The organism is Pseudomonas sp. 1L-B-1-E-C1, assembly GCF_057291835.1.
Genome location: NZ_JBXAWN010000008.1, coordinates 60,633 through 85,799, shown reverse-complemented (window position 1 = coordinate 85,799; position 25,167 = coordinate 60,633). Strand labels below are relative to the sequence as shown.

General features: G+C 60.5%; 26 protein-coding genes. 16 read left to right on the top strand and 10 right to left on the bottom strand.

The annotated features are described in order from the left end of the window. Positions 1–82: 82 nt before the first annotated feature. Complete coding sequence (locus AC0Z4S_RS15390; protein ID WP_485623644.1) at positions 83–454, bottom strand: DUF423 domain-containing protein; 372 nt, start codon at positions 452–454, stop codon at positions 83–85. 74 nt (positions 455–528) lie between these two features. Between AC0Z4S_RS15390 and mtgA the strand changes: the two genes are divergently transcribed. Then, positions 529–1,251 (top strand): monofunctional biosynthetic peptidoglycan transglycosylase, encoded by a 723-nt coding sequence (gene mtgA, locus AC0Z4S_RS15385; RefSeq protein WP_095181330.1) that lies wholly within the window; start codon positions 529–531, stop codon positions 1,249–1,251. Between the two features lie 150 nt (positions 1,252–1,401). Here the strand turns inward: mtgA and rpoH are convergent, their stop codons facing one another. From rpoH to ftsY, 4 genes are all read right to left on the bottom strand, one after another. Beyond that, entirely contained in the window at positions 1,402–2,256 is an 855-nt protein-coding gene (gene rpoH / locus AC0Z4S_RS15380) for an RNA polymerase sigma factor RpoH (RefSeq protein ID WP_016772717.1), read from the bottom strand. A gap of 115 nt (positions 2,257–2,371) precedes the next feature. After that, positions 2,372–3,397: a permease-like cell division protein FtsX gene (gene ftsX, locus AC0Z4S_RS15375; protein WP_016772716.1), complete on the bottom strand. Its 1,026-nt coding sequence runs from the start codon at positions 3,395–3,397 to the stop codon at positions 2,372–2,374. Then, entirely contained in the window at positions 3,394–4,065 is a 672-nt protein-coding gene (ftsE, locus tag AC0Z4S_RS15370) for a cell division ATP-binding protein FtsE (protein ID WP_090287173.1), read from the bottom strand. Before ftsE ends, ftsX begins: the two co-directional genes overlap by 4 nt. Further along, positions 4,062–5,528 carry a signal recognition particle-docking protein FtsY gene (ftsY, locus tag AC0Z4S_RS15365; RefSeq protein ID WP_485623643.1) on the bottom strand — a complete coding sequence of 489 codons (1,467 nt, stop codon included), beginning with the start codon at positions 5,526–5,528 and terminating at the stop codon, positions 4,062–4,064. The genes ftsE and ftsY overlap by 4 nt, the downstream gene beginning before the upstream one ends. Between ftsY and AC0Z4S_RS15360 the strand changes: the two genes are divergently transcribed. The 5 genes from AC0Z4S_RS15360 (at position 5,527) to AC0Z4S_RS15340 (ending at position 10,383) form a co-directional block, all read left to right on the top strand. Beyond that, on the top strand, positions 5,527–5,721 hold the full coding sequence (locus AC0Z4S_RS15360) for a hypothetical protein (protein WP_485623642.1): 195 nt from the start codon (positions 5,527–5,529) through the stop codon (positions 5,719–5,721). The genes ftsY and AC0Z4S_RS15360 overlap by 2 nt on opposite strands. A gap of 151 nt (positions 5,722–5,872) precedes the next feature. Then, positions 5,873–7,228 (top strand): M16 family metallopeptidase, encoded by a 1,356-nt coding sequence (locus tag AC0Z4S_RS15355; RefSeq protein WP_485623641.1) that lies wholly within the window; start codon positions 5,873–5,875, stop codon positions 7,226–7,228. Beyond that, complete coding sequence (locus tag AC0Z4S_RS15350; protein WP_485623640.1) at positions 7,221–8,711, top strand: M16 family metallopeptidase; 1,491 nt, start codon at positions 7,221–7,223, stop codon at positions 8,709–8,711. Before AC0Z4S_RS15355 ends, AC0Z4S_RS15350 begins: the two co-directional genes overlap by 8 nt. Next, entirely contained in the window at positions 8,711–9,325 is a 615-nt protein-coding gene (rsmD, locus tag AC0Z4S_RS15345) for a 16S rRNA (guanine(966)-N(2))-methyltransferase RsmD (RefSeq protein ID WP_253496825.1), read from the top strand. The genes AC0Z4S_RS15350 and rsmD overlap by 1 nt, the downstream gene beginning before the upstream one ends. A gap of 62 nt (positions 9,326–9,387) precedes the next feature. Next, the gene (locus AC0Z4S_RS15340) at positions 9,388–10,383 is read left to right on the top strand and encodes a hydrolase (protein WP_485623639.1); all 996 of its coding nucleotides are present in this window, start codon (positions 9,388–9,390) and stop codon (positions 10,381–10,383) included. Between the two features lie 252 nt (positions 10,384–10,635). Here the strand turns inward: AC0Z4S_RS15340 and AC0Z4S_RS15335 are convergent, their stop codons facing one another. Together AC0Z4S_RS15335 and AC0Z4S_RS15330 are read right to left on the bottom strand one after the other, a co-directional pair. After that, positions 10,636–11,490 carry a sulfurtransferase gene (locus AC0Z4S_RS15335; protein WP_485623638.1) on the bottom strand — a complete coding sequence of 285 codons (855 nt, stop codon included), beginning with the start codon at positions 11,488–11,490 and terminating at the stop codon, positions 10,636–10,638. 31 nt (positions 11,491–11,521) lie between these two features. Then, positions 11,522–12,193, bottom strand: coding sequence for a TetR/AcrR family transcriptional regulator (locus AC0Z4S_RS15330; protein ID WP_016772708.1), 672 nt, complete (start codon positions 12,191–12,193; stop codon positions 11,522–11,524). A gap of 147 nt (positions 12,194–12,340) precedes the next feature. Here AC0Z4S_RS15330 and AC0Z4S_RS15325 point away from each other — a divergent pair, with 147 nt between their 5' ends. From AC0Z4S_RS15325 to AC0Z4S_RS15305, 5 genes are all read left to right on the top strand, one after another. Beyond that, positions 12,341–13,771, top strand: coding sequence for a coniferyl aldehyde dehydrogenase (locus tag AC0Z4S_RS15325; RefSeq protein WP_485623637.1), 1,431 nt, complete (start codon positions 12,341–12,343; stop codon positions 13,769–13,771). Positions 13,772–13,798: 27 nt separating this feature from the next. Further along, on the top strand, positions 13,799–14,344 hold the full coding sequence (locus AC0Z4S_RS15320) for a twin-arginine translocation pathway signal protein (protein WP_485623636.1): 546 nt from the start codon (positions 13,799–13,801) through the stop codon (positions 14,342–14,344). Between the two features lie 128 nt (positions 14,345–14,472). Continuing rightward, positions 14,473–16,068, top strand: coding sequence for a GMC family oxidoreductase (locus AC0Z4S_RS15315; RefSeq protein ID WP_485623635.1), 1,596 nt, complete (start codon positions 14,473–14,475; stop codon positions 16,066–16,068). A gap of 115 nt (positions 16,069–16,183) precedes the next feature. Beyond that, the gene (gene coaD, locus AC0Z4S_RS15310; RefSeq protein WP_003229157.1) at positions 16,184–16,663 is read left to right on the top strand and encodes a pantetheine-phosphate adenylyltransferase; all 480 of its coding nucleotides are present in this window, start codon (positions 16,184–16,186) and stop codon (positions 16,661–16,663) included. A gap of 146 nt (positions 16,664–16,809) precedes the next feature. Then, entirely contained in the window at positions 16,810–17,061 is a 252-nt protein-coding gene (locus AC0Z4S_RS15305; RefSeq protein ID WP_003195146.1) for a YfhL family 4Fe-4S dicluster ferredoxin, read from the top strand. A 126-nt stretch (positions 17,062–17,187) separates the two neighbouring features. Here AC0Z4S_RS15305 and AC0Z4S_RS15300 read toward each other — a convergent pair whose 3' ends face one another. The 3 genes from AC0Z4S_RS15300 to AC0Z4S_RS15290 are packed head-to-tail and all read right to left on the bottom strand — an operon-like array spanning position 17,188 to position 19,205. After that, positions 17,188–17,511 (bottom strand): multidrug transporter, encoded by a 324-nt coding sequence (locus AC0Z4S_RS15300; protein WP_485623634.1) that lies wholly within the window; start codon positions 17,509–17,511, stop codon positions 17,188–17,190. 56 nt (positions 17,512–17,567) lie between these two features. Beyond that, entirely contained in the window at positions 17,568–18,380 is an 813-nt protein-coding gene (mutM, locus tag AC0Z4S_RS15295) for a bifunctional DNA-formamidopyrimidine glycosylase/DNA-(apurinic or apyrimidinic site) lyase (RefSeq protein ID WP_485623633.1), read from the bottom strand. 12 nt (positions 18,381–18,392) lie between these two features. Continuing rightward, entirely contained in the window at positions 18,393–19,205 is an 813-nt protein-coding gene (locus AC0Z4S_RS15290) for an HDOD domain-containing protein (protein ID WP_471877249.1), read from the bottom strand. A gap of 228 nt (positions 19,206–19,433) precedes the next feature. On the opposite strand from AC0Z4S_RS15290, the gene AC0Z4S_RS15285 reads away from it, so the two are divergent. The 5 genes from AC0Z4S_RS15285 to AC0Z4S_RS15265 all read left to right on the top strand — a co-directional run bounded on the left by AC0Z4S_RS15285 (position 19,434) and on the right by AC0Z4S_RS15265 (position 25,056). Continuing rightward, entirely contained in the window at positions 19,434–19,973 is a 540-nt protein-coding gene (locus AC0Z4S_RS15285) for a type 1 glutamine amidotransferase domain-containing protein (RefSeq protein ID WP_253496850.1), read from the top strand. 163 nt (positions 19,974–20,136) lie between these two features. Beyond that, entirely contained in the window at positions 20,137–21,333 is a 1,197-nt protein-coding gene (locus AC0Z4S_RS15280; RefSeq protein WP_485623632.1) for a class I SAM-dependent rRNA methyltransferase, read from the top strand. Positions 21,334–21,783: 450 nt separating this feature from the next. Further along, positions 21,784–22,857 (top strand): SagB family peptide dehydrogenase, encoded by a 1,074-nt coding sequence (locus AC0Z4S_RS15275; protein WP_485623631.1) that lies wholly within the window; start codon positions 21,784–21,786, stop codon positions 22,855–22,857. After that, complete coding sequence (locus tag AC0Z4S_RS15270) at positions 22,854–23,831, top strand: diiron oxygenase (RefSeq protein ID WP_485623630.1); 978 nt, start codon at positions 22,854–22,856, stop codon at positions 23,829–23,831. Before AC0Z4S_RS15275 ends, AC0Z4S_RS15270 begins: the two co-directional genes overlap by 4 nt. Continuing rightward, entirely contained in the window at positions 23,824–25,056 is a 1,233-nt protein-coding gene (locus AC0Z4S_RS15265; protein WP_485623629.1) for a multidrug effflux MFS transporter, read from the top strand. Before AC0Z4S_RS15270 ends, AC0Z4S_RS15265 begins: the two co-directional genes overlap by 8 nt. Positions 25,057–25,167: the final 111 nt, after the last annotated feature.

The window sequence follows — 25,167 nt, the reverse complement described above, 5'->3', positions numbered from 1 at the left end:
CCGAAGGCTGCGATCTTTTGATCTTGAAAACAAAATCAAAAGATCGCAGCCTTCGGCAGCTCCTGCGGGGAGAGCGTCAGATTCAGGATAGGCGCCAAGCGGCGAAGCCGAGGCAGATCCAACCGACCAGAAACGCGAGGCCACCGAATGGAGTAATGATGCCGAGCTTGCTGATGCCGGTGGTGGTCAGCAGATACAGGCTGCCGGAGAACAGCAGGATGCCGACGCTGAAGGACACGCCGGCCCAACTGATCAGGCGCCCTTGAATTTGCGTGGCCAGCAGCGCCACCCCGAACAGCGCAAGAGTGTGCACCAATTGATAGGTGACGCCGGTATGGAAAATCGTCAGGTATTCCGGGGTCAGGCGGTTTTTCAGGCCATGGGCGGCGAAAGCGCCCAGCGCAACACCGGTAAATCCGAAAAAAGCGGCCAGCATCAAAAAGCCACGCAGCATGGGGAACTCCAGTCAGACGCGATCGGCAGGGTCTGTATAATGGCCCGCTCCACGGGTTCGGCCAAGCCATCTCTATGCTGCGTTCAATTTTCCGTCGTCTCACGAAGGCTTTGCTCTGGTTCGCCGGCGGCAGTGTCTTGCTGGTGCTGGTGTTTCGCTTCGTGCCACCGCCAGGCACGGCGTTGATGGTCGAACGCAAGGTCGAATCCTGGGTCGACGGTGAGCCGATTGACCTGCAGCGCACCTGGAAACCGTGGAATGAGATCTCCGACGACCTGAAAGTGGCGGTAATTGCTGGCGAAGACCAGAAATTCCCCGAGCACTGGGGCTTCGATCTGCGCGCGATCCAGGCGGCGCTGGCCCACAACGAACTGGGCGGCTCGATTCGTGGCGCCAGCACCTTGAGCCAGCAAGTGTCGAAAAACCTGTTTTTGTGGTCCGGCCGCAGCTACCTGCGCAAGGGCCTGGAAGCGTGGTTTACCGCGTTGATCGAAGTGTTCTGGCCCAAGCAGCGGATTCTTGAGGTGTATCTGAACAGCGTCGAGTGGGATGACGGCGTGTTTGGTGCCGAAGCGGCGGCACGGCATCATTTTGGCGTGAGCGCGAAATCGTTGTCGCGGCAGCAGGCGAGTTATCTGGCGGCGGTACTGCCCAATCCGCGGGTGTGGAGCGCCAGTCATCCGACCGGGTATGTGTCGCGTCGGGCTGGCTGGATTCGCCAGCAGATGAGTCAGTTGGGCGGCGACAGTTACTTGCTCGGGCTGAACGATTCGCGGCGGGCGCCTTGGGCTGAATAAATCAAAAGCAAAGATCGCAGCCTTCGGCAGCTCCTACATGGGATTGCGTTTCACCTGTAGGAGCTGCCGAAGGCTGCGATCTTTTGATCCTCCAAATGAAAACGCCCCGATCATCGCTGATCGGGGCGTTTTTTGTTGCTGATGCGCCGGTTATGCGGCGATCGACAACTTGAGCTTGTTCATCGCGCTCTTTTCGAGCTGACGGATTCGCTCGGCCGACACGTTGTACTTCTGCGCCAGGTCGTGCAGCGTGGCTTTCTCTTCCGCCAGCCAGCGCTGGTAGAGGATGTCACGGCTGCGCTCGTCCAGCACTTCCAGTGCTTCGTGCAGGTTGGTGTTGGAGTTGTCGCTCCAGTCGGCATCTTCCAGCTGACGCGCCGGGTCATACCGGTGGTCTTCCAGATAGTTGGCCGGCGACTGGAAGGCACTGTCGTCGTCGGCTTCGGCAGCCGGGTCGAAGGCCATGTCGTGGCCGGTCAGACGGCTTTCCATCTCGCGCACTTCCCGCGGCTCGACGCCGAGGCTTTCCGCCACACGGTGGACTTCCTCGTTGTTCAGCCACGCCAGACGTTTCTTCTGGCTGCGCAGGTTGAAGAACAGCTTGCGCTGGGCCTTGGTGGTCGCGACTTTCACAATGCGCCAGTTGCGCAGGATGAACTCGTGAATTTCCGCCTTGATCCAGTGCACGGCGAACGACACGAGACGCACACCCATTTCCGGGTTGAAGCGCTTGACGGCCTTCATCAGGCCGACGTTACCTTCCTGGATCAGGTCAGCCTGAGCCAGACCGTAGCCGGAGTAGCTACGGGCAATGTGTACGACAAAACGCAGGTGGGCGAGCACCATCTGCCGAGCCGCCCCCAAATCCTGCTCATAGTAGAGACTCTCGGCCAGTTCACGCTCCTGCTCCGGCGTCAGCAATGGAATGCTGTTGACGGTGTGCACGTAGGCTTCCAGGTTCGCACCCGGAACCAACGCATACGCAGGTTGCAAAGAATTGGTCATACGAAAAAACCTCCCACTCACATACTCGTGCCTCTCGGCACTGCGAAAAATTGACCGGGAACTCAGGTACAAGTTCCCATAAAAACCGCAAGGTCAATCACGCGCAAAAAAGATTCTACTTCGGCGCCAGCTCCCTGAGATGACGTGCGACTGCAATCCATGCACCGATATAACCCAACAGCACCGCGCCAAGCAAGAGCGACAGACCGTCGGCCACTGGCACACCGGCCAGGGCGAAATCACTGCCGTACAAGCCGGCCAGTCCAACCACTGCATCGTTCAGCCAGTTCAGGCCGAACGCCAATACACCCCAGGACAACAGCCCCGCACCGAAGCCATACAACGCGCCCATATAAAGGAAAGGGCGGCGCACATAACTGTCAGTGCCGCCGACGAGTTTAATCACTTCTATCTCGGTGCGGCGGTTTTCAATATGAAGACGAATGGTATTGCCTATCACCAAAAGTAATGCAGACACCAACAACACCGTCAGACCGAAGACAAAGCGGTCGCCAAGCTTGAGGATGGCGGCCAGACGCTCGACCCAGACTAGATCAAGTTGCGCCTGTTGTACCTTGGGCAGCTCGGAAAGTTTTTGTCTTAATGCTTCGAGTGTCGGCTTGTCGACTTCGTTCGGCGTCACCAGCACCACACCCGGCAAAGGGTTGTCAGGCAGCTCACGCAGGGCTTCGCCCAGGCCGGATTGCTGCTGGAACTCTTCCAGCGCCTGATCACGGCCGACATACTCGGCATCGGCTACCCCGGGCATGCCTTTGATCTGCTCGCGCAGCGCTTCGCCCTGTTCCGGGCTGGCGTCGAGTTGCAGGTACAGGGAAATCTGCGCCGCGCGCTGCCAGGAACCGCCGAGACGTTCGACGTTATTGAGCAACAGCGACAGCCCCATCGGCAGACTCAAGGCCACAGCCATCACCATGCAGGTGAAGAAGCTGCCGATCGGCTGTTTGCCGAGACGGCGCAGACTGTCGAGCAGGCTGGCGCGATGGCTTTCGATCCAGGCGCGAAACAGCGTGGCGAAATCCGGGCCGTCGTCATCGTCGTGTTTTTTCTTCTTCTGCGGTTGCGGGTCGGCGGCTTTCGGGGCCACGCGCTCGGAAACCTTCGGACTGCGTGTCGCACTCATACCCCGGCCTCCCCGTCGCCGATCAAGCGGCCGCGTTGCAGGGTCAGCATGCGGTGACGCATGCGCGCGATCAGCGCCAGGTCGTGACTGGCGATCAACACGCTGGTGCCCAAACGATTGATGTCTTCGAACACGCCCATGATTTCCGCCGCCAGTCGCGGGTCGAGGTTACCGGTCGGTTCGTCCGCCAGCAGCAAGGCCGGGCGATGGACGATGGCGCGGGCGATGCCGACGCGCTGTTGCTGACCGGTGGACAGGTCGCCCGGGTACAGATCGGTTTTATCCGACAGCGCTACGCGCTCCAGCGCCGAATCGACGCGCTTGGCGATCTCGACCTTGGACAGGCCGAGAATCTGCAGCGGCAAGGCGACGTTATTGAACACCGTGCGATCGAACAGCAACTGGTGATTCTGGAACACCACGCCGATCTGCCGGCGCAGGAATGGAATCTGCGCGTTGCTGATGGTGCTCAGGTCCTGCCCGGCGAGCAGCAGCTTGCCGCTGGTCGGCCGCTCCATTGCCAGCAACAGGCGCAACAGCGTGGATTTACCGGCACCGGAGTGACCGGTGACAAACAAGAACTCGCCACGACGGACTCGAAAGCTCAGCTCATGCAAGCCGACGTGACCGTTCGGGTAGCGTTTACCGACCTGTTCGAAACGAATCATGAACGCTCCCGCTCGGCAAACAGTGCCTGGACAAAGGGTTCGGCTTCAAAGGTACGCAAGTCGTCAATGCCTTCACCGACACCGATGTAGCGGATAGGCAGGCCGAACTGCTTGGCCAGGGCGAAAATCACCCCGCCCTTGGCGGTGCCGTCGAGCTTGGTCAGCGCCAGGCCGGTCAGTTCGACGGTCTGGTTGAACTGCTTGGCCTGGTTGATGGCGTTCTGGCCGGTGCCGGCGTCGAGCACCAGCAGCACTTCGTGCGGTGCGTCAGCGTCGAGCTTGCCGATCACCCGGCGAACCTTTTTCAGTTCTTCCATCAGGTTGTCTTTGGTGTGCAGACGACCGGCGGTGTCAGCGATCAGCACGTCGATGCCACGGGCCTTGGCCGCTTGCACGGCGTCGAAGATCACCGAAGCGGAATCGGCGCCGGTGTGCTGAGCGATCACCGGAATCTTGTTGCGCTCGCCCCAGACCTGCAATTGCTCAACAGCTGCGGCACGGAAAGTATCGCCGGCCGCCAGCATGACTTTCTTGCCTTCCAGTTGCAGCTTCTTCGCCAGTTTGCCGATGGTGGTGGTTTTGCCGGCGCCGTTGACGCCGACCACCAGAATCACGAACGGCTTGTTCTGCGAGGCGATTTTCAGCGGCTGCTCAACCGGCTTGAGCATCGCCGCCAGTTCGGCCTGCAGGGATTTGTACAGGGCGTCGGCGTCGGCCAGTTCCTTGCGCGCAACCTTCTGGGTCAGGCGCTGGATGATCTGCGTGGTGGCTTCGACGCCGACGTCGGCGGTCAGCAGGCGGGTTTCGAGGTCGTCGAGCAGGTCATCGTCGATGGTCTTGCGCCCGAGGAACAGGCTGGCCATGCCCTCGCCGATGCTGGCGCTGGTCTTCGACAGGCCTTGCTTGAGGCGGGCGAAGAAACCGGCTTTGGTTTCTTCGGTGCGCGGGGTTTCGACGGGCGCTTCGACTGGCACGATCGGAGCGACAACTGGTGCCGCGGCAAGCGGTGCAGGCTCGGACTGCTGGATACCTGGAGCAACCGGCTCGGTAACGAGCGGGGCGGGCTCGGCAACCGGTTCATGCACAGGCTGCGCCGCAACCTCGGCAACCGGCGCAGGAATCACTGGCGTCACATGCGGCGCCGCTTCTTCAACCAGCGCGACCGGCTCTTCTGCCACCGGCAAGGTCAGCCACGGCTCGGCGGCGGGCGTCAGCGGCAGTTCGGGAGCGGCCGGCGTTTCGGGCTCGGCTTCAGCCTCAGGTTGCAGCACCGGTTCGGCGATCGGCAGCACAATCGGCGCCGGCTCTTCTTCTATTGCAGGTGCTGGCGCGGGGGCCGGCTCAGGAATCGCGGGCGGCTGTTCGACGACGGGTTCCTGCGGTTTCTTCCGCAGCCATCCGAACAGGCTTTTCTTCTCGCCAGCCGCAGCTGGGCTCTTCTTGTCGTCGTTGGAACCAAACATGGAGGACGGCTATCTCACGGTAGCGACGCGCCAACAGGGCGCCCCGGCAAATGAATATTCGATGCAGAACAGACTGTGTTTCATCCAGCTTGTTCACGCGCAACATTTTGTCGAGGCGCTAAAGGCACCTCAAAAGTCAATTAACACGAAGGACTGGAGCGGCATCGTCGGCGAAAACGGGCAGTTCAGATGAAAAACTGCTGCTATCCGCGACAAACCCATACAGCCTGACCGGGTATCGAAACCTGATAGGCGTGGCCGCCAGTAAAACGGATCAGTATCCTAGCACCCTCTCGCCCGCCGACGCTAAGACCAAGCGGGCAGCCCAACAGGTTGAAAAACGAATGAATGCTCTAGCCCGCCGCGCTGCTGGCCTGCTGCTCAGCGCAGTCTGCCTGCCCCTTTCGGCCCTGGCGGCCGACCCGCAACCAACCCATGAATTCACCCTCGACAACGGTCTGAAGGTCGTCGTGCGCGAAGACCATCGTGCGCCTGTCGTTGTTTCGCATATCTGGTACAAGGTCGGCTCCAGCTACGAAACCCCGGGCCAGACCGGTTTGTCCCACGCGCTCGAACACATGATGTTCAAGGGCAGCGAAAAAGTCGGCCCCGGCGAAGCCTCGCTGATCCTGCGCGACCTCGGCGCCGAAGAGAATGCCTTCACCAGCGACGACTTCACCGCTTACTACCAAGTGCTGGCCCGCGATCGCCTCGGTGTGGCCTTCGAGCTGGAAGCCGACCGCATGGCCAACCTGCGCCTGCCGGCCGACGAGTTCGCCAAGGAAATCGAAGTCATCAAGGAAGAGCGCCGTTTGCGCACCGATGACAAGCCGATGTCCAAGGCCTACGAGCGCTACAAGGCCATGGCCTACCCGGCCAGCGGTTATCACACGCCAACCATCGGCTGGATGGCTGACCTCGACCGCATGAAAGTCGAGGAACTGCGCCACTGGTACCAATCCTGGTACGCGCCGAACAACGCCACGTTGGTGGTAGTCGGTGACGTCACTCCGGACGAAGTGAAAACCCTCGCCCAGCGCTACTTCGGCCCCGTCGCCAAACGCGAGGTACCACCGGCGAAAAAACCGCTGGAACTGGCCGAGCCCGGCGAGCGCCAGATCACCCTGCGCGTGCAGACCCAACTGCCCAGCCTGATGCTCGGTTTCAACGTGCCGAGCATTGCCACGGCCGAGGACAAACGCTCGGTCAATGCCCTGCGCCTGATCTCGGCGCTGCTCGACGGCGGCTACAGCGGACGCATCCCAACGCAACTGGAACGCGGCGAAGAACTGGTTTCTGGCGGTTCGTCGGACTATGACGCCTACACCCGTGGCGACAGCCTGTTCACCCTGTCGGCGACGCCGAACACGCAGAAGAAAAAGACCATCGCTCAGGCTGAAGCCGGTTTGTGGAAACTGCTCGAGCAGCTGAAAACCACCGCACCGTCGGCCGAAGAGCTGGAACGCGTGCGAGCACAGGTCATCGCCGGTCTCGTCTACGAGCGCGACTCGATCACCAGCCAGGCCACCGCCATCGGGCAACTGGAAACAGTCGGTCTGTCGTGGAAGCTGATGGACACCGAACTGGCCGATCTGGAAAGCGTGACCCCGCAAGACATCCAGAACGCCGCGAAAAAGTATTTCACCCGCGAACGTCTCAGCGTCGCCCACGTCCTGCCTTTGGAGACGACTCATGAGTGAGCGCAAAACCCCACGCCTGATGCTGCTCGGTCTGATCGCTGTCGCGGTGATCGGCTCGGCAGCGGTTTATCTGTCGCCAAGCGCTGACAGCAAGGCCAGCGAAGCACTGGATAACGCCAAAACCAGCCAAAAGTTGCAATCGCTGGCCGAACTCGACGGCAAGGCCCCGGCCAGCCGCAAGCTCGACGTGCAGACCTGGAACACCGCTGAAGACGCCAAAGTGCTGTTTGTCGAAGCTCATGAGCTGCCGATGTTCGACATGCGCCTGATCTTCGCCGCCGGCAGCAGCCAGGACGGCAACGCGCCCGGCCTTGCTGTGCTGACCAACGCCATGCTCAACGAAGGCATCGCCGGCAAAGACGTTGGCGCCATCGCCCAGGGTTTCGAAGGCCTTGGTGCCGACTTCGGCAACGGTGCGTTCAAGGACATGGCGCTGGCCTCGCTGCGCAGCCTGAGCGCACCTGAGCAACGTGAACCGGCTCTGAAGCTGTTCGCCGAAGTGGTCGGCAAACCGACCTTCCCCGCCGACTCGTTCGCGCGGATCAAGAACCAGTTGCTAGCCGGTTTCGAATACCAGAAACAGAACCCCGGCAAACTCGCCAGCCTCGAGCTGATGAAGCGTCTCTATGGCGATCACCCGTACGCGCATTCCAGCGATGGCAATCCGCAAAGCGTGCCGAAGATCACCGTCGAGCAGTTGCGTGAATTCCATGCCAAGGCCTACGCCGCCGGCAATGCGGTGATCGCACTGGTAGGTGATTTGTCGCGAGCCGAAGCCGAGGCGATTGCCAATCAGATTTCCGCTGCCCTGCCGAAAGGCCCGGCACTGGCGAAGATCGCTGCGCCGCAGGAACCAAAGGCCAGCGTCAACCACATCGAGTTTCCGTCGAAACAGACCAACCTGATGCTCGCGCAACTGGGCATCGATCGCGACGATCCGGATTACGCCGCGCTGTCGCTTGGCAACCAGATCCTCGGTGGCGGCGGGTTCGGCACGCGCCTGATGAGCGAAGTGCGCGAGAAGCGTGGCCTCACGTACGGCGTGTATTCGGCGTTCAGCCCGATGCAGGCCCGTGGCCCGTTCATGATCAACCTGCAGACCCGCGCGGAGATGAGTGAAGGCACCCTGAAACTGGTGCAGGACGTGCTCGCCGACTACCTGAAAACCGGGCCGACTCAGAAAGAACTCGACGATGCCAAGCGCGAGCTGGCCGGCAGTTTCCCGCTGTCCACCGCGAGCAACGCCGACATCGTTGGCCAACTCGGCGCCATGGGCTTCTATAATCTGCCACTGAGCTACCTGGACGACTTCATGCGTCAATCGCAGAGCCTGACTGTGGAGCAGGTCCGTAATGCGCTGAACAAACACCTGAGCACGGAGAAAATGGTCATCGTCACCGCTGGCCCGACCGTGCCGCAAAAGCCGTTACCGGCCCCATCTGATAAACCTGCCGAGCAACCGCTCGGGGTTCCGGAGCATTAATGGCGACTCGAGCACCGAAAAAACCTGTGCAAAACGTGCACAACGGCGTGAACCAGCTGCGCATCATTGGCGGACAATGGCGCAGCCGCAAGCTGAGCTTCCCTGACGCGCCGGGCCTGCGCCCGACCCCGGATCGCGTGCGCGAAACCCTGTTCAACTGGCTCGCACCGTATGTCGAAGGGGCCAAAGTGCTGGACCCTTTCGCCGGCAGCGGCGCGCTGTTTCTCGAAGCGCTGTCCCGCGGCGCGGCCACGGCCCAGGCGCTGGACGCCAGCAACGTTGCGGTATCGAGCTTGAAAGAACACCTCGGTACCCTGCGCTGCAGCAACGGGCAGGTGCAGACTGCCGACGCGCTGCGCTACCTGGAAACCCAGACCGCAACGCCGTTCGATCTGGTGTTCCTCGATCCGCCGTTCAATCAGAACCTGCTGCCAGCAGTCTGCACTCTGCTGGAAGAACGCCAATGGCTGGCGGCCGATTCGTGGATCTACACTGAAAGCGAAACCGCGCCGTCGACGCTGGGCCTGCCGGGCAACTGGCGTCTGCACCGCGAGCAGAAATCCGGTCGTGTGTATTACGCGCTGTGGCAACGCACGGCAGACATTACCGGTTAACGAAAGGCAAAACCTGCGGCGAGGGACCGCTCTCCCTCGCCGTACGCACATCGAGAACCATCGTGCCCCCTTCGCCAGAACACTTCACCCCAGCCTTCGGCCTCGGCAATCCGCACCTGCAGACCTTGTGGGGCCCGCTGTGGCGCAAGACCGTGCACGTCGAGCGCGAGCGGGAACGCCTGTGGCTCGAGGACGGCGACTTCCTCGACCTCGACTGGCATGGCCCGCACAGTGCCGAGGCGCCATTGGTGCTGGTGCTGCACGGCTTGACCGGCTCTTCCAATTCGCCCTACGTGGCTGGCATTCAAAAAGCGTTGGCCGACCGGGACTGGGCCAGCGTCGCGCTGAACTGGCGCGGTTGCTCCGGCGAGCCGAATCTGTTGCCGCGCAGCTACCATTCCGGCGCCAGCGAAGACCTTGCCGAAGCCATCCAGCACTTGCGCGCCAAACGTCCATTGGCGCCGCTTTACGCGGTCGGCTATTCACTGGGCGGCAACGTGCTGCTCAAACATCTTGGCGAAACCGGCAGCAACAGCGGTGTGCTCGGTGCGGTGGCAGTGTCGGTGCCGTTCAGGCTCGACCAGTGCGCAGACCGCATTGGCCAGGGATTTTCGCGGGTTTATCAGGCGCATTTCATGCGAGAGATGGTCGCCTACATCAAGAACAAGCAGCGCCAGTTCGAGCATGACGGGCGCGAAGACGGCATGGCGAAACTGGCGGCGCTCGGTTCGCTGGAGAACATGCGCACGTTCTGGGATTTCGACGGCCGGGTCACCGCGCCGCTGCATGGTTTCACCGATGCCGAGGATTACTACCGCCGCGCCTCGAGCCGCTACTACCTGGGCGAGATCCGCACACCGACGCTGATCATTCAGGCAGCGGATGATCCGTTCGTATTTCCCCACAGCCTGCCGCAAGCCGATGAGTTGTCAGCCTGCACCCAGTTCGAATTGCAGGCACGTGGCGGTCATGTCGGCTTCGTCGACGGCTCGTTTCGCCGGCCCGGGTATTACCTGGAGCGGCGTGTCCCGCAATGGCTGGCCGCACTCGGTCATTGAGCGCCGCATATCCCTTGTAGGAGTGAGCCTGCTCGCGATGGCGCTGTCTCAGTCGACACGATGCTGGATGTGCCGACGCCTTCGCGAGCAAGCTCGCTCCCACAGGGGGTCTGCGCTTTGATCAAATTTTGCGATGCAATAAAAGACTTTGCGGGAGCGAGCTCGCTCGCGAATGCGGTGGATCAGTTGGCATTTGACTCACCGACATACCGCTATCGCGAGCAGGCTCACTCCTACAGGGGGGCTCGGTGATTATTCGCCGGTGGCTATGCCGCGCGAGGGCTCGTTGATCCACTCACTCCACGATCCGGCATACAGCGCACCCAGCGGATAACCGGCCAGGCACAGTGCGAACAGGTTATGGCACGCCGTCACCCCGGATCCGCAGTAGGCGACCAGTTCCGACGGCGAACGCTCGCCCAGTTTCGCGGCAAAGCGCTGCTTGAGCTGCTCCGCCGGCAAAAACCGTCCATCACTACCGAGGTTATCGGTGAACGCCGCACACTGCGCGCCGGGAATGTGTCCGGCGACCGGATCGATCGGTTCCACTTCGCCCTTGAAGCGCGGCAAGGCGCGGGCGTCGAGCAGGGTCAGCGTTGGCTGGCCGAGGCGTTGCTGCAATTGCTCGGCGCTGAGCAGAAGGCTCATGTCCGGCTGACCGCTGAAGTGGCCCGGCGTCACGCTCGGCGGATCCAGGCTCAGCGGCAGGCCGCCCGCGTGCCAGGCCTTGAGCCCGCCATCCAGGATGAACACGCCGTCGCGCTTGCCCAGCCATGCGAGCAACCACCACGCCCGCGCTGCGTAAGCACCCGGGCCGTCGTCGTACAAAACCACATCACTGTCGTTGTTGATGCCCCAGGCTTGCAGGCGTTCGATCAGCGCCGCCGGCTCGGGCAGCGGATGACGTCCGGTCACGCCCTTCTCGACCTTACCGCTCAGATCACGCTCCAGATCGGCGAAACTTGCCCCGGCAATGTGTCCTTCGGCGTAGCTGCGCTGGCCGTAATCCGGATCTTCGAGGGCGAAACGGCAATCGAGAATCACCAGCCCCGGCTGCTCTTTGCGAGCGTCCAAAGCTTGTGGGCTGATCAACTGCGCAATCGACATATCGGGCTCCTGTGGCATTCGGCTGAACGGTTTATTTCACGTCTTCAAGGGCTTGGGCCAGCGGCACATAGAACTCGTCGAACAGCGCGTTGACTTCATCCCGCGCCTGATCGGTAACAAACCCTGCTTCCAGCACCAGCACCTGATACACGCCACGCTTCACGGCCTGCTCGCTGAGGTGGTTGGAGTTTTCCCGCGTGGTGCACAGAAAACGTACCCAAGAGGTCAGGATGATCCAGGCGTTGAGGGTCAGCGATTCGATCTGCACGCGGTCCATTTTCAGGATGCCGGCGGCGACAAAGCCTTCGTAGATCGCTGCGCCCTGAATCACGCAACGCTGGGAAAAGCGCCGGTAACGCGCAGCCAGTTCCGCATCGCTGTCGAGCAGATGCTCGAGGTCGCGGTGCAGGAAACGGTAGCGCCACATGGCCGAAAGCAGTTCCTTCAAATAGAAACGCTTGTCCTCGACGGTCGCCGGACGGCCTTGGGGCGGACGCAAAAAGCTGTCTACCAGGGCTTCGTACTCACTGAACAACACGGCGATGATCGCCTGCTTGTTGGGGAAGTGGTAGTACAGGTTGCCCGGAGAAATCTCCATGTGCGCGGCGATGTGGTTGGTACTGACGCTGCGCTCGCCCTGCTGATTGAACAGCTCCAGGCTGTTCTGAACGATGCGCTCGCTGGTTTTTATTCGTGGGGCCATGGCTTGAGCTTTAATTCAGAGTGCGTTGACGGCGCATCTTACGACCTAACCGGAAATGGATAAAACACTGACGTGCGCGGAAGTCGTTTGACTTTCTAGAGCATAGACTCTAAAAAGTGCCCACTACAATAAAATCCGGAGCCTGCGATGACTGCCGACATTGCCTACCTGCAAACGCTGCAACAGCCTTTTGAAACCCTCGATCGGCAGTTCCAGGCGCAACGGGTGGCGTATACCGCGAACCCGATGCCGCCCGCCGCGCAACGCCAGCAGTGGCTCAGTGCTTTGCGCGATTTGCTCAGCGCGGAGCGTCAGGCATTGATAGAGGCGATCAGCGCCGATTTCAGTCATCGCAGCGCCGACGAGACCCTGCTCGCCGAACTGATGCCGAGCCTGCACGGCATTCACTACGCCCGCCGTCACCTGAAAAAATGGATGAAGCCCTCGCGGCGCAAGGTCGGCATGGCTTTCCAGCCGGCCTCGGCGAAGGTGATCTATCAGCCGTTGGGCGTGGTCGGTGTAATCGTGCCGTGGAATTATCCGCTGTATCTGGCCGTGGGCCCGATGGTTGGCGCCCTGGCGGCGGGCAATCGGGTGATGCTCAAGCTCAGCGAATCGACCCCGGCCACCGGGCTGTTACTCAAGCAATTGCTGGCGCGGATCTTCCCCGAAGACCTGGTCTGCGTGGTGCTTGGCGAGGCAGATGTTGGCGTGGCCTTCTCGCAACTACCGTTCGATCATCTGCTGTTCACCGGTTCCACCAGCGTCGGCAAACACGTCATGCGCGCTGCAGCGCAGAACCTGACGCCGGTCACTCTGGAGCTGGGAGGCAAGTCGCCGGCCATCGTCTCCAGAGACGTGCCATTGAAGGACGCCGCCGAACGCATCGCCTTCGGCAAGACCCTCAATGCCGGGCAGACCTGCGTCGCGCCCGACTATGTGCTGGTGCCGGAAGACCGCGTCGGCGCTTTCGTCGAGGCCTATCGTCAGGCCGTCCAAGGCTTCTACCCGACCCTGGCGGACAACGCCGACTACACCGCGATCATCAACGAACGCCAGTTGGCCCGGCTCAATGGTTACGTCAGCGACGCGACCAGCAAGGGCGCCCTGCTGATTCCGTTGTTCGAACAAGGCCAGGGCCGACGGATGCCGCACAGCGTGCTGCTGAATGTCACCGATGAGATGACGGTGATGCAGGACGAAATCTTTGGCCCGCTGCTTCCGATCGTGCCGTACCGCGATCTGGAACAGGCATTTTCCTACATCAATCAGCGACCACGTCCTCTGGCTCTTTACTACTTTGGCTACGACAATCGCGAACAGAATCGAGTGCTGCACGAAACCCACTCCGGCGGTGTGTGCCTGAACGACACCTTGCTGCACGTCGCCCAGGACGATATGCCGTTTGGTGGCATCGGTCCGTCTGGCATGGGCCATTACCACGGCCACGAAGGGTTCCTGACCTTCAGCAAGGCAAAAAGCGTACTGATCAAACAACGCTTCAACGCGGCCCGGTTGATTTACCCGCCCTACGGCACGTCGATTCAGAAACTGATTCAGAAACTGTTCATCCGCTAAACGCTGTCGACCCGGGTAATAACAACAATGCACCCAAGCCTGACCGAAACACCTGCCTTGTCGCGCCGTGGCCTGCTGAAATTCAGCCTCGGCGCCACCGCGTTTCTCGCTACCGCTGGTCTCGGCGCCAGCCTCACCGGCTGCTCGTCGAGCGTCAGCGCCAACGGCTTCGTCAGTTTGCGCGACGGTGATCTGCTGTTTCTGCGCGCACTGATTCCGGTGATGCTCGATGGCGCCGTGGCGGCGGAGAAAATGCCCGCAGCGGTCGACGGCACACTGAAGTCGCTGGACTACAGCATCAATCACCTGTCGCCGGAAATGCTCAAGCTCACCCGACAACTGTTCGACGTGCTTGGCATGGCCGTGACTCGTGGGCCGCTGACCGGCATCTGGGGTAGTTGGGAAAATGCCAGTTCCGAGGCGATGCGGCATTTCCTTGATCGCTGGGAGAACAGCTCGCTGAGCCTGCTGCGCATGGGGCATAGCTCTCTGCGGCAGATGGTGATGATGGGCTGGTACACCCGCGCCGAATCCTGGGCACATTGCGGTTATCCCGGGCCGCCGAAGGTCTGAAACCGAGGCGCGGCCTTCGCGAGCAGGCTCGCTCCCACATTTGAAATGCATTCTCCTGTGGGAGCGAGCCTGCTCGCGAAGTGGCCAGCCACACACCCGCATCCAGAATAATAAAGAGAACCTGACCGATGTCCGTACCTGATCTCTTCCGCGAAGGCCTCGCCCGAGGCTGGAAAACCTACAACGGCGCGCAACTGAGCGACGATCTCACCCTGGAAGCCGATGTCGCCATCATCGGTAGCGGCGCCGGCGGCGGTACCACAGCGGAAATCCTGAGCGCGGCCGGTTACAAAGTCCTGCTGATCGAAGAAGGCCCGCTGAAAACCAGTTCCGATTTCAAAATGCTCGAAGACAAGGCCTACAGCAGCCTCTATCAGGAAGGCATCGGCCGCATGAGCAAGGACGGCGCAATCACCATCCTGCAGGGGCGCGCAGTCGGCGGCACAACGCTGATCAACTGGACATCGTGTTTTCGCACCCCGCAGGCAACCCTCGAACACTGGGCCAGGGAACACAATGTCACAGGCCACAGCCCCGCCGAGATGGCGCCGTGGTTCGAGAAAATGGAACAGCGCCTCGGCGTCGCGCCGTGGATGGTGCCGCCCAACGCCAACAACGACGTGATCCGCAAAGGCTGCGAGCAACTCGGCTACAGCTGGCACGTGATCCCGCGCAACGTCCGCGGTTGCTGGAACCTCGGCTATTGCGGCATGGGCTGCCCGACCAACGCCAAGCAATCGATGATGGTCACGACCATTCCGGCAATGCTGGAAAAGGGCGGCGAGCTGCTTTATCTGGCTCGTGCGCAGAAGCTGCTGATCAGCGGCGACAAGGTCACTGGCCTGCAATGCATGGCGATGGATGAGCGCTGTGTCGAACCGACCGGACGTACAATCAACGTCAAGGCACGGCATTACGTATTGGCTGGCGGTGGCATCAACAGCCCGGCGCTGTTGCTGCGTTCGGACGCGCCGAACCCGCATGACAACTTGGGCAAACGCACTTTCCTGCACCCGGTGAACATGTCCGCCGCGCGCTTCGACGAAGTCATCAACCCGTTTTACGGAGCGCCGCAATCGATCTATTCCGACCATTTCCAGTGGAAGGACGGCATCAACGGACCGATGGCCTTCAAACTCGAAGTGCCGCCATTGCATCCGGCACTGGCAGCCATGTTGCTCGGCGGCTTCGGTCAGGAAAGTGCGCAGCACATGGCTGACCTGCCGCACACCCACGCCATGCTGGCCTTGCTGCGTGACGGTTTTCACCCGGACAGCCCGGGCGGTTCAGTCGAGCTGCGTGGCGATGGTTCGCCCGTCCTCGACTATCAGGTTTCACCCTATGCCTGGGACGGCTTGCGCCGGGCGTTTCACGTCATGGCCGAGATTCAGTTCGCTGGCGGCGCAAAAGCAGTGATGCCGTTGCACGCCGACGCCCGTTACGTGAAGACCGTGGCCGAAGCCCGCACGCTGATCAATGGTTTGAGTCTTGAGCTGTACCGCACGCGACTGGGCAGCGCCCATCTCATGGGCGGCTGCGCAATGGGTGAAGATCCGAAAAGCGCGGTCGCCGACAGCCTCGGCCGGCATCATCAACTGAGCAATCTGTCGATTCACGACGGCTCGCTGTTCCCCACCAGCATCGGCGCCAACCCTCAGCTGTCGGTGTATGGCCTGACCGCGCAACTGGCAACAGCCCTGGCGGATCGACTGAAAAATCCATGAAAAAGCAGCATATTCCTATCGTCTATAGTGCTTTCTTACCCAACAGGCGACTTGGCCGACCGGGAAGGCTGCGATACCATCCGACTCCCCAACGGACTCCCGCCAGGACGACGCGATGAACCGAGTGTTGTACCCAGGTACCTTCGACCCTATTACCAAGGGCCATGGCGATCTGGTCGAACGCGCCTCGCGCCTGTTCGATCACGTGATCATTGCGGTCGCCGCCAGCCCGAAAAAGAACCCGCTGTTCCCGCTGGAACAACGGGTCGAACTGGCTCGCGAGGTCACCAAGCACCTGCCGAATGTGGAAGTGGTCGGTTTCTCGACGCTGCTTGCGCATTTCGCCAAAGAGCAGAACGCCAACGTGTTCCTGCGTGGTCTGCGCGCGGTGTCGGATTTCGAATACGAATTCCAGCTGGCCAACATGAACCGCCAACTGGCGCCGGATGTGGAAAGCCTGTTTCTCACGCCGTCGGAGCGCTATTCGTTCATTTCCTCGACCCTGGTGCGGGAGATTGCCGCGCTGGGCGGCGATATCAGCAAGTTCGTTCACCCGGCGGTGGCCGACGCGCTGACCCTGCGCTTCAAAAAGTAGGAGCGCCGAAGGCTGCGATCTTTTCGTTTTTGGATCGCAGCCAACAGTGCCCTTGATCGCCCCCGCGTGCACTGCGCTCGCCAATGCGGCACAATTGCGCGCATTGATTTATAGCGCCCGGGCCTGCCGCCCCGGCTGGAGTTAGCATGTCCCTGATCATCACCGACGATTGCATCAACTGCGACGTCTGCGAACCCGAGTGCCCGAATGCCGCCATTTCCCAAGGCGAAGAGATCTACGTGATCGACCCGAACCTGTGCACCCAGTGCGTCGGCCACTACGACGAGCCGCAGTGCCAGCAGGTCTGCCCGGTGGATTGCATTCCACTGGACGAAGCCCATCCGGAGACTGAAGAACAGTTGATGGAGAAATACCGCAAGATCACCGGCAAGGCCTGAGTTCTTCGGCACCTTCCAGGACCCCTTCGCGAGCAAGCTCGCTCCCACATTTTGCAATGCATTCCCCTGTGGGAGCGAGCCTGCTCGCGAATGGACCATCAGCCGCACCGCTGAATTCCGATCAGCTCACTCGCGCTGCTCAAACCCCTCCCCCGTACACCCCAGACACCGCACAAACGCCGCTTTCGCCGGATCAACCACCAGCGCCTGTCCCGCATCGCCCACGCCGCCGCCCAGCGCGGTAAACGGCAACGACACCACAAACGCTCCCGCACCGATCACCGTCGCCACCACCAGCAAGGGTCGGGCAATCAGCAGGTCGCCGAGCATGGCGTAGGCTGGGGGATTCTGGATGGTGTAACGCGGGTCACCGCTGCCGCTTTCCGAGGCCTGAACGGTCAGGCTGGAGCACAGCAGCAGAGTGATGAAGAGGGCTTGCAGGACTTTCATGGCACGATCCTTCGGGCTGAACAGTGAGACCTCTCACTATAGACCCAAGGATTTTTTCAGGTCTGGCAGCGCGGGCAAAACACGCTGGCGCGCTGGCCGAGCTTCACTTCGCGCAGGCCGGTACCGCAGATTTTGCAGTGCTGACCGCCGCGGCCGTAGACAAACAGTTCCTGCTGGAAGTATCCCGGCTGACCGTCACCGCCGATGAAATCACGCAATGTCGTACCGCCACGCTCGATGGCAGCGGCGAGGATGCGTTTGATCTCGATCGCCAGTTTCAGATAACGCGCGCGGGAGATGCCCCCGGCTTCGCGGCGTGGATTGATGCCGGCGGCGAACAGCGCTTCGGTCGCGTAAATATTGCCGACCCCGACCACCACCGCGTTGTCCATGATGAACGGCTTGACCGCCATCGAACGTCCCCTTGAAAGCTGGAACAAGCGCTCGCCATCGAACAGATCGGTCAGCGGCTCCGGGCCGAGGCGAATCAGCAACTCGTGATTGAGCGGGTCGTTGCTCCACAGCATCGCGCCGAACCGTCGCGGATCGGTGTAGCGCAGGGCCAGTCCCGATTCCAGTTCGATGTCGACGTGTTCGTGCTTCAACGCTGGCAATCCGGCTTCGACCAGACGCAGATTGCCCGACATGCCCAAGTGACTGATCAGCGTGCCGACCTCGGCGTTGATCAACAGGTACTTGGCCCGCCGCTCGACCAGCACGATGCGTTGCCCGGACAGGCGCACATCGAGATCGTCCGGGATCGGCCAGCGCAGACGCCGGTCGCGGACGATGACCCGACTGACGCGCTGGCCTTCCAGGTGCGGGGCAATTCCGCGACGGGTGGTTTCGACTTCCGGCAATTCAGGCATGGTGTCCTCGGATCAATGCGCGCCGAGGTCGCGAATCGTTTGTTTGAGCGTTTCGAAGTCGTAATCCGACAGGCCAACGTAATCCAGCACCAGCGGCCCGACCGCGATCCACTCGAAATCTTCGGTCTGGTTGCCCAGCACCCGGTACGAGGCGCAAATGTGCTCGGCCATTTTCAGGATCGCCAGCAGATTTTTCAGTTGGCTGTTCTTCGACGATTCGTCGCTGAAAATCGCCAGCGCATTGTGGTGGTTGGCGATAGCGGCGCTGACATGCTCCGGAAGGCGCCAGGACTTGGCGGTGTAATAACCGACCACGGCGTGGTTAGTGTTGAACACGCGGTTTTCGGTATCCACCACACGGCATTCCGGGCTGGCGCTGGCGTAGGCCTCTTCCAGAACGGTCATGTAATTGGGGAACCGTTGCAGCATCAATGGAACGCCGCAATCGTGGAACAGGCCCAAGGCATAGGCTTCGTCACCGGCCTGAGTGCCGATGCGCTTGGCCAGGGTCAGGCAGGTCATCGCCACATCCTGCGCGGTGTCCCAGAAACGGTTGAGGGTGACGATGGTGTCGTCGTTCATCTCGCCCTTGATCGACTGCGCGTTGATCAGGTTGATGATTGAACGGCTGCCCAACAGGTTCACTGCCCGCTGGATCGAGGTGATTTTGTTGCTCAGGCCGTAATACGGCGAGTTGACGATTTTCAGCAGCGCGCCGGACAGGCCTGGATCCTGGGAGATCAGTTTGGCGATCACCTCCAGATCCGGGTCGGGCATGTACTGCTCCATTTGCAGATCCACCATGATCTGCGGTTGCGCCGGCACACTGATGCCTTGCAGCGATTGTTGAATCTGTTCGGTGGTCAGCTCTTGGGACATAAGTACACACTCCGGGGCAGGCGGCGATTCTAACCGCTGAAACGGCAGGGCGACACACCGATGGGCACATCGCCGGAACTTTCATCCGCGCACAGGCTTCGGACTCTGTAGGACGCATCGAACCTCAGTGGTTCGCTGCGAAGGCAAAATCTCCACAGACTCAGGAGCTTACCGATGGCAACTTCCCTCAATGGCAAACGCGTGGCTATTTTGGTAACCGATGGTTTCGAACAGGTCGAAATGACCGGTCCCAAGGATGCCCTGGAGCAGGCCGGCGTGCAGGTCGATATCCTTTCGGCAGAAACCGGTACGGTCAAAGGCTGGAACCACGACAAACCGGCGGACGACTTTCCGGTCGCCAACACCTTCCAGGCTGTGAGCATCGATCAATACGATGCCGTGCTGCTACCGGGCGGCGTGCAGAACTCGGACACCATCCGCATCGATCAGGACGCTCAGCACCTGGTCAAGACTGCCGCTTCGGCGGGCAAGCCGATTGCCGTGATCTGCCATGGCAGCTGGCTGCTGATCTCGGCGGGACTGGTCAATGGCAAGACCATGACCAGCTACAAAACGGTCAAGGACGATCTGGTCAATGCCGGCGTCAACTGGGTCGATCAGGAAGTGGTCAAGGACGGCAACCTGATCAGCAGCCGCCAGCCGGATGATGTGCCGGCGTTCAGCCAGGCCCTGATTGACGCACTGGCTGCGTAATCTTCGCGGTCCCGTTCGCGAGCAGGCTCGCTCCCACACTTGAGATGCATTCCCCTGTGGGAGCGAGCCTGCTCGCGAAGGCATCATCAGCGTTTCATCGCATCCTCAGCCCGGCGCAAACCGCAACACGCTATACTCCCGCTCTTTTTTCCGGAGCGACGTCATGTCCCTGCCCAGCCTGCGCCTCAAAGCCAACGCCGACCGTCGCCTGCGCAACGGCCACTTGTGGGTCTACAGCAATGAAATCGACGTGGCCGCCACGCCTCTGCACGGCTTCAAGGCCGGCGATCAGGCGGTGCTCGAAGCCGCCGGTGGCAAGCCGCTCGGCATCGTAGCGATGAGCCCGAACAACCTGATCTGCGCCCGCCTGCTGTCGCGCGACATCAAACTGGCCCTGGACAAGTCGCTGCTGGTGCATCGCCTGAATGTCGCGCTGTCGTTGCGCGAGCGGCTGTTCGACAAGCCGTTCTACCGTCTGGTCTACGGCGATTCCGACCTGCTGCCGGGCCTGGTGGTCGATCGTTTCGGCGACATCCTCGTGGTGCAGATCGCTTCGGCGACCATGGAAGCGCATAAAGATGACGTGATCGCCGCGTTGACCCAGGTACTGAAGCCAAGCGGCATTCTGTTCAAGAACGACTCCGCCGCCCGCGACGCCGAAGGCCTCAACCGTTACGTTGAAACCGTGTTCGGTCTGGTGCCGGAGTGGGTTGCGCTGGAAGAGAACGGCGTCAAGTTCGAAGCGCCGGTCATTCAGGGTCAGAAAACCGGCTGGTTCTACGACCACCGCATGAACCGCGCGCGTCAGGCACCGTATGCCAAAGGCAAACGCGTGCTCGACCTGTATAGCTACATCGGTGGCTGGGGTGTGCAGGCCGCTGCTTTCGGCGCCAGCGAAGTGTTCTGCGTCGACGCCTCCGCATTCGCCCTCGACGGTGTCGAGCGCAACGCTGCGCTGAACGGTTTCGCTGACAAGATGACCTGCATCGAAGGCGATGTCTTTGAAGCGCTGAAGGAACTCAAAGCCAGCGAAGAGCGCTTCGATGTGATCGTTGCCGATCCGCCGGCCTTCATCAAACGCAAGAAAGACATGAAAAACGGCGAAGGCGCCTACCGTCGTCTGAACGAGCAAGCCATGCGCCTGCTGACCAAGGACGGCATTCTGGTCAGTGCTTCGTGCTCCATGCACCTGCCGGAAGATGATCTGCAGAACATTCTGCTGACCAGCGCCCGTCATCTGGACCGCAATATCCAGATGCTCGAGCGCGGCGGCCAAGGCCCGGATCATCCGGTGCATCCAGCCATCGCCGAAACCCGCTACATCAAGAGCATCACCTGCCGTCTGCTGCCCAACAGCTGATTGCGGTTGAACACGGGGAGCCGCTGAGCTCCCCGTTTTTTTGCGCCGCCCTCCCCCGCTTCTTCACACTCGACATGAGTGTTCCGCCCGCTTCCTACAATTACATCCTCTCCGCTTTGAAGGAAGTTTCGCCATACCTGTTAATTAAGGAAATTAAACCTACACAGTTAGTCCTCGGCACAAGATCACTCCGACAAAATTACTGGAATATTCCTACTTAATATCCGCTTGCCAATATTCGATTACAAACTATTATGAAGTTGTCGCCACGAAGCGACTTCAACTTTCTATGAACAAGGAGTTCACATCATGAAAACCATTTATCTGGAAACAAATAAAATCGCCAACCTCGCCTTCCTGGTTGCAGCCAACGCCCGCTAAGTAAGTCTGGACGCCGAAGAGTGCCGGCACTTCGGCGTCCTCAAGACTTTCCCTGAGTGATCTGAATCAATGTATATCAATCCTTTTCTGTTTATATTGCCGCGCCCGCCCGGACAAGTTGTCTGGAATTACAAGAACCATACTCAACACGAGCTTGATCTTGACTACTCCCATCGCCTCGCCAGACTTATACACAACCCAGACTTGTTTGACCCGAACAACATAATAGACACACAACTTCTCAACGCTGGCATTCTAACAGTTTCAAAAATAGACAGCCCGAATTGGGGTTGGGATGAACTGTCGAAGATTTATCACATCGGCACGCAAAATATTCCCTGCGAATCTACGCCACAGAACATTCACGAGTGGTCGAGACAATATCTCGCGCATTGCAGCGAAGTACTGGCGAAGCCAGAACCTTCTCCAGACAGGAAGCCGCAGTCAGTTGAGGCGCTCATCACCTTGCCTGCACCCGGCGCAATGAACGATGACAGCCTGACCCAGGCATTGCTGAGGCGCAAAACCTGTCGTTCCTACACCGGTGCGGCGGTGACACTGGACGAGGTTGCCACGCTGCTGTACTTCACCCTCGGCTATTTACCCGCGCGCAAAAATGCGCACGACGATCCTGTCGCGCCAGGCCTTGAGGCCCGTCGAAGCAGTCCCTCAGGCGGCGGCCTGAACGCCTGTGAGGGCTTTCTTCTGGCGCAGAACGTCGTCGGACTCGAACCCGGCATCTACGCCTATCACCCTGCCGAGCACGCCTTGAGTCAGGTCAATTCCTTACCTGAGCCTGCCCTGGGTCAATTACTCGGCGGCCAACACTTCATCAATAACCTGCCGCTGGGCGTATTCATCACCGCCCGGTTCGATCGACTCTGGTGGAAGTACGAACACTCGCGCGCCTACCGTATGGCGTTCATCGATGCGGGGCATCTTTCGCAAACCTTTCAGTTGGTCGCGACGACGCTGGGACTCAACACCTGGCTGACCGGCGCGTTTGCCGACGGACAGGTGGAAAACCTGCTCGGTCTCGAAGGCAGCGCCGAGCAGCCATTGTTCTTTCTCGGTTGCGGCAAAAGCGATGGCCAGGCCATGTGCCAGGAAATGCGTGATCTGCTCTGCGGGGTGTCGTCATGATTTCTCCAATGATCGATGAGAGCGAGGCCCCGGTGTCATGGTCGCTCAAATTTACCCTTCCCGAGTGGGAAAGCCGCGCATCGGTACGCACCAGTACCCATGACTACCGGCTACCGGGCGATGTCGAGCAACAACTGCAAACCCGCTACTGGTTTCCCCCAGCCTTTCTGTCCTATCTCGAGCATCCCGCGATCCAGGCCAAGGGGCGCGAAACACTGCACCGTCTCACGGCCAATCACCTGGTGTATTTCCTCGATTACACCACTTTGCTTGAACATCGCATCGTCAACCGCGCAGTGGAAGTCATCGTGCATCGGGAACTGCCCATCTACATACCGCTACCGATGAAGCATGCCGCGCTGCAGCTGTACACAGACGAGGGCTACCACGCGCTGTTCTCCAACCAGATTGCCGAGCAGATTGCCGCGCTCTACAACATTACCCGGCGCCCCGTCGTCCCGAAGCGCATCGCCCGCATGAACGCCCTGATTGCGCGCGCATCGGAGAAGAACCGCGCACTGGCCTGGTTTCTGCTTGGATTTGTTTCGGAAACCATCATTGCCCGTGAGTTGCTGGAGGTGTGTCGCGACACGCTGGTCTCGAGCGTAAACGACATGCTGCGCGATCACCTTGCCGACGAGGCCCGGCACAGTCGTTATTTCGCTGAAGCTTTCCATTATTTCTGGATCTCGATGAACAGTCGTCAGCGGCTTTTCGTAAGCAAGACGCTGGTGGAGATCATTTCGATTTTCTTCGAGGCCGACGAAAACTGGCTGCAACAAAGCCTGCGATCAGTCGGTCTTGCAGACAGTGACGTGGCGGAGATTGTCAGCGGTATGGCGACCGTGCAGGCCAGCCGCACCCGTGCCCGCGCCGGTTCCAAAGCGACCCTGGAAGCCCTGCACAGGGCTGGTTTTTTTGCGCTGCCCCATAACCAGAAACTTTTCGCCAAAGCAGGATTGATCGATGGATAAACACAGCCGCGCAATCACCCGCCGCCAACAGCGCGGTGCCGTCGGCCTGTTGCTGGCGATGATCCTGCTCGGCGTATTTCCGCTGGATGTGCTGCTACCCTCTTTCCCGGCGCTGGCGGCACACTTTGATCGATCACCAGGCGATATTGCGCTCTCGATCAGTCTGTTCGCCGTGGGCATTGCGTTCGCCCAGTTGTTGATCGGGCCGCTGTCCGATGTGATCGGCCGCAAGGGCCTGCTGCTCGCAGGCATGAGCGTGTCGCTGCTCGGCGCGCTTGGCTGCGTGCTGAGCAACGACTACACGATGTTCCTGATTTTCCGGGTGATGCAGGCCCTGGGATGCGGTTGCTTCGTGCTGTCCCAGGCACTGGTACAGGATCTGTTCGAAGGCCATGAACGTGATCGCCTGCGGATCCTGATGGTCACCGCGACGGGCATTTTCATTTCGGTTTCACCGCTGGCGGGGACGTTCCTTCAGGCGACGCTTGGCTGGCGCGGCAGCTTCTGGGTATTCATCGCCCTGGCCGCTGTGGTTCTGATCAAAACATGGCGACTGCTCGACAACAGCCGGCCTGTTCAGAACGGTCCACACCTGGGCTTCATTCAGTCCTACAGAATGGTGCTGAGCAACTTCCCGTTCGTCGGCTATTGGCTGATCTCCGCATTCGCTTTCGCTTGCCACTTTTCCTTCATCGTCACTTCGCCGCTGATCTTCATGGAGCAGCTGCAAATGGCGCCCTACGATTTCGCCTTGATCCTGCTGGTCTACGGTGCCGCCTATGTCTTCGGCGGCCTGCTCGCCAGCGTGCTGAACCGGCATATCAATGCGCAACAGCAAATTATCACCGGGCTGAGTCTGATCCTGGTCTCGGGGCTAGTGATGCTTTACCTCGCCGCCAATCATGAGTTGTCAGCCGCGACGGTGCTTGTTCCAATGCTGATCTGCACAGTGGGCACCACCATTTCGCGGCCACCGGCGACCTCCCGTGCCATGAGCCTGTTTGCCGAAAATGCCGGCGCATCGGCGTCTGCTGGCAGCACCATCATCTTCATCTGTGGTGGGCTGGCCAGCGCGTTGATCAGCCTCGGTCCGGCCAATCTGCAAGCAACGCTGGGCTACGGTTTCGTGGTACTGAGCGGCGTATCCCTGATGCTGAACAGCGTGATTGGCCATCGCCCCAACAAGCTGCGCAGCAATAGGTTGATGCCGGGAGGCGACCATTGACCCTGCCAGTCGTCATTGCGCAAGCCCCTTCGGCACGGGAACAATGCTTTGCGCCATTCCCTCACGACGCCAGCGGTGTAGAATCGCCTCATTCATCGCCATTCATCCCCG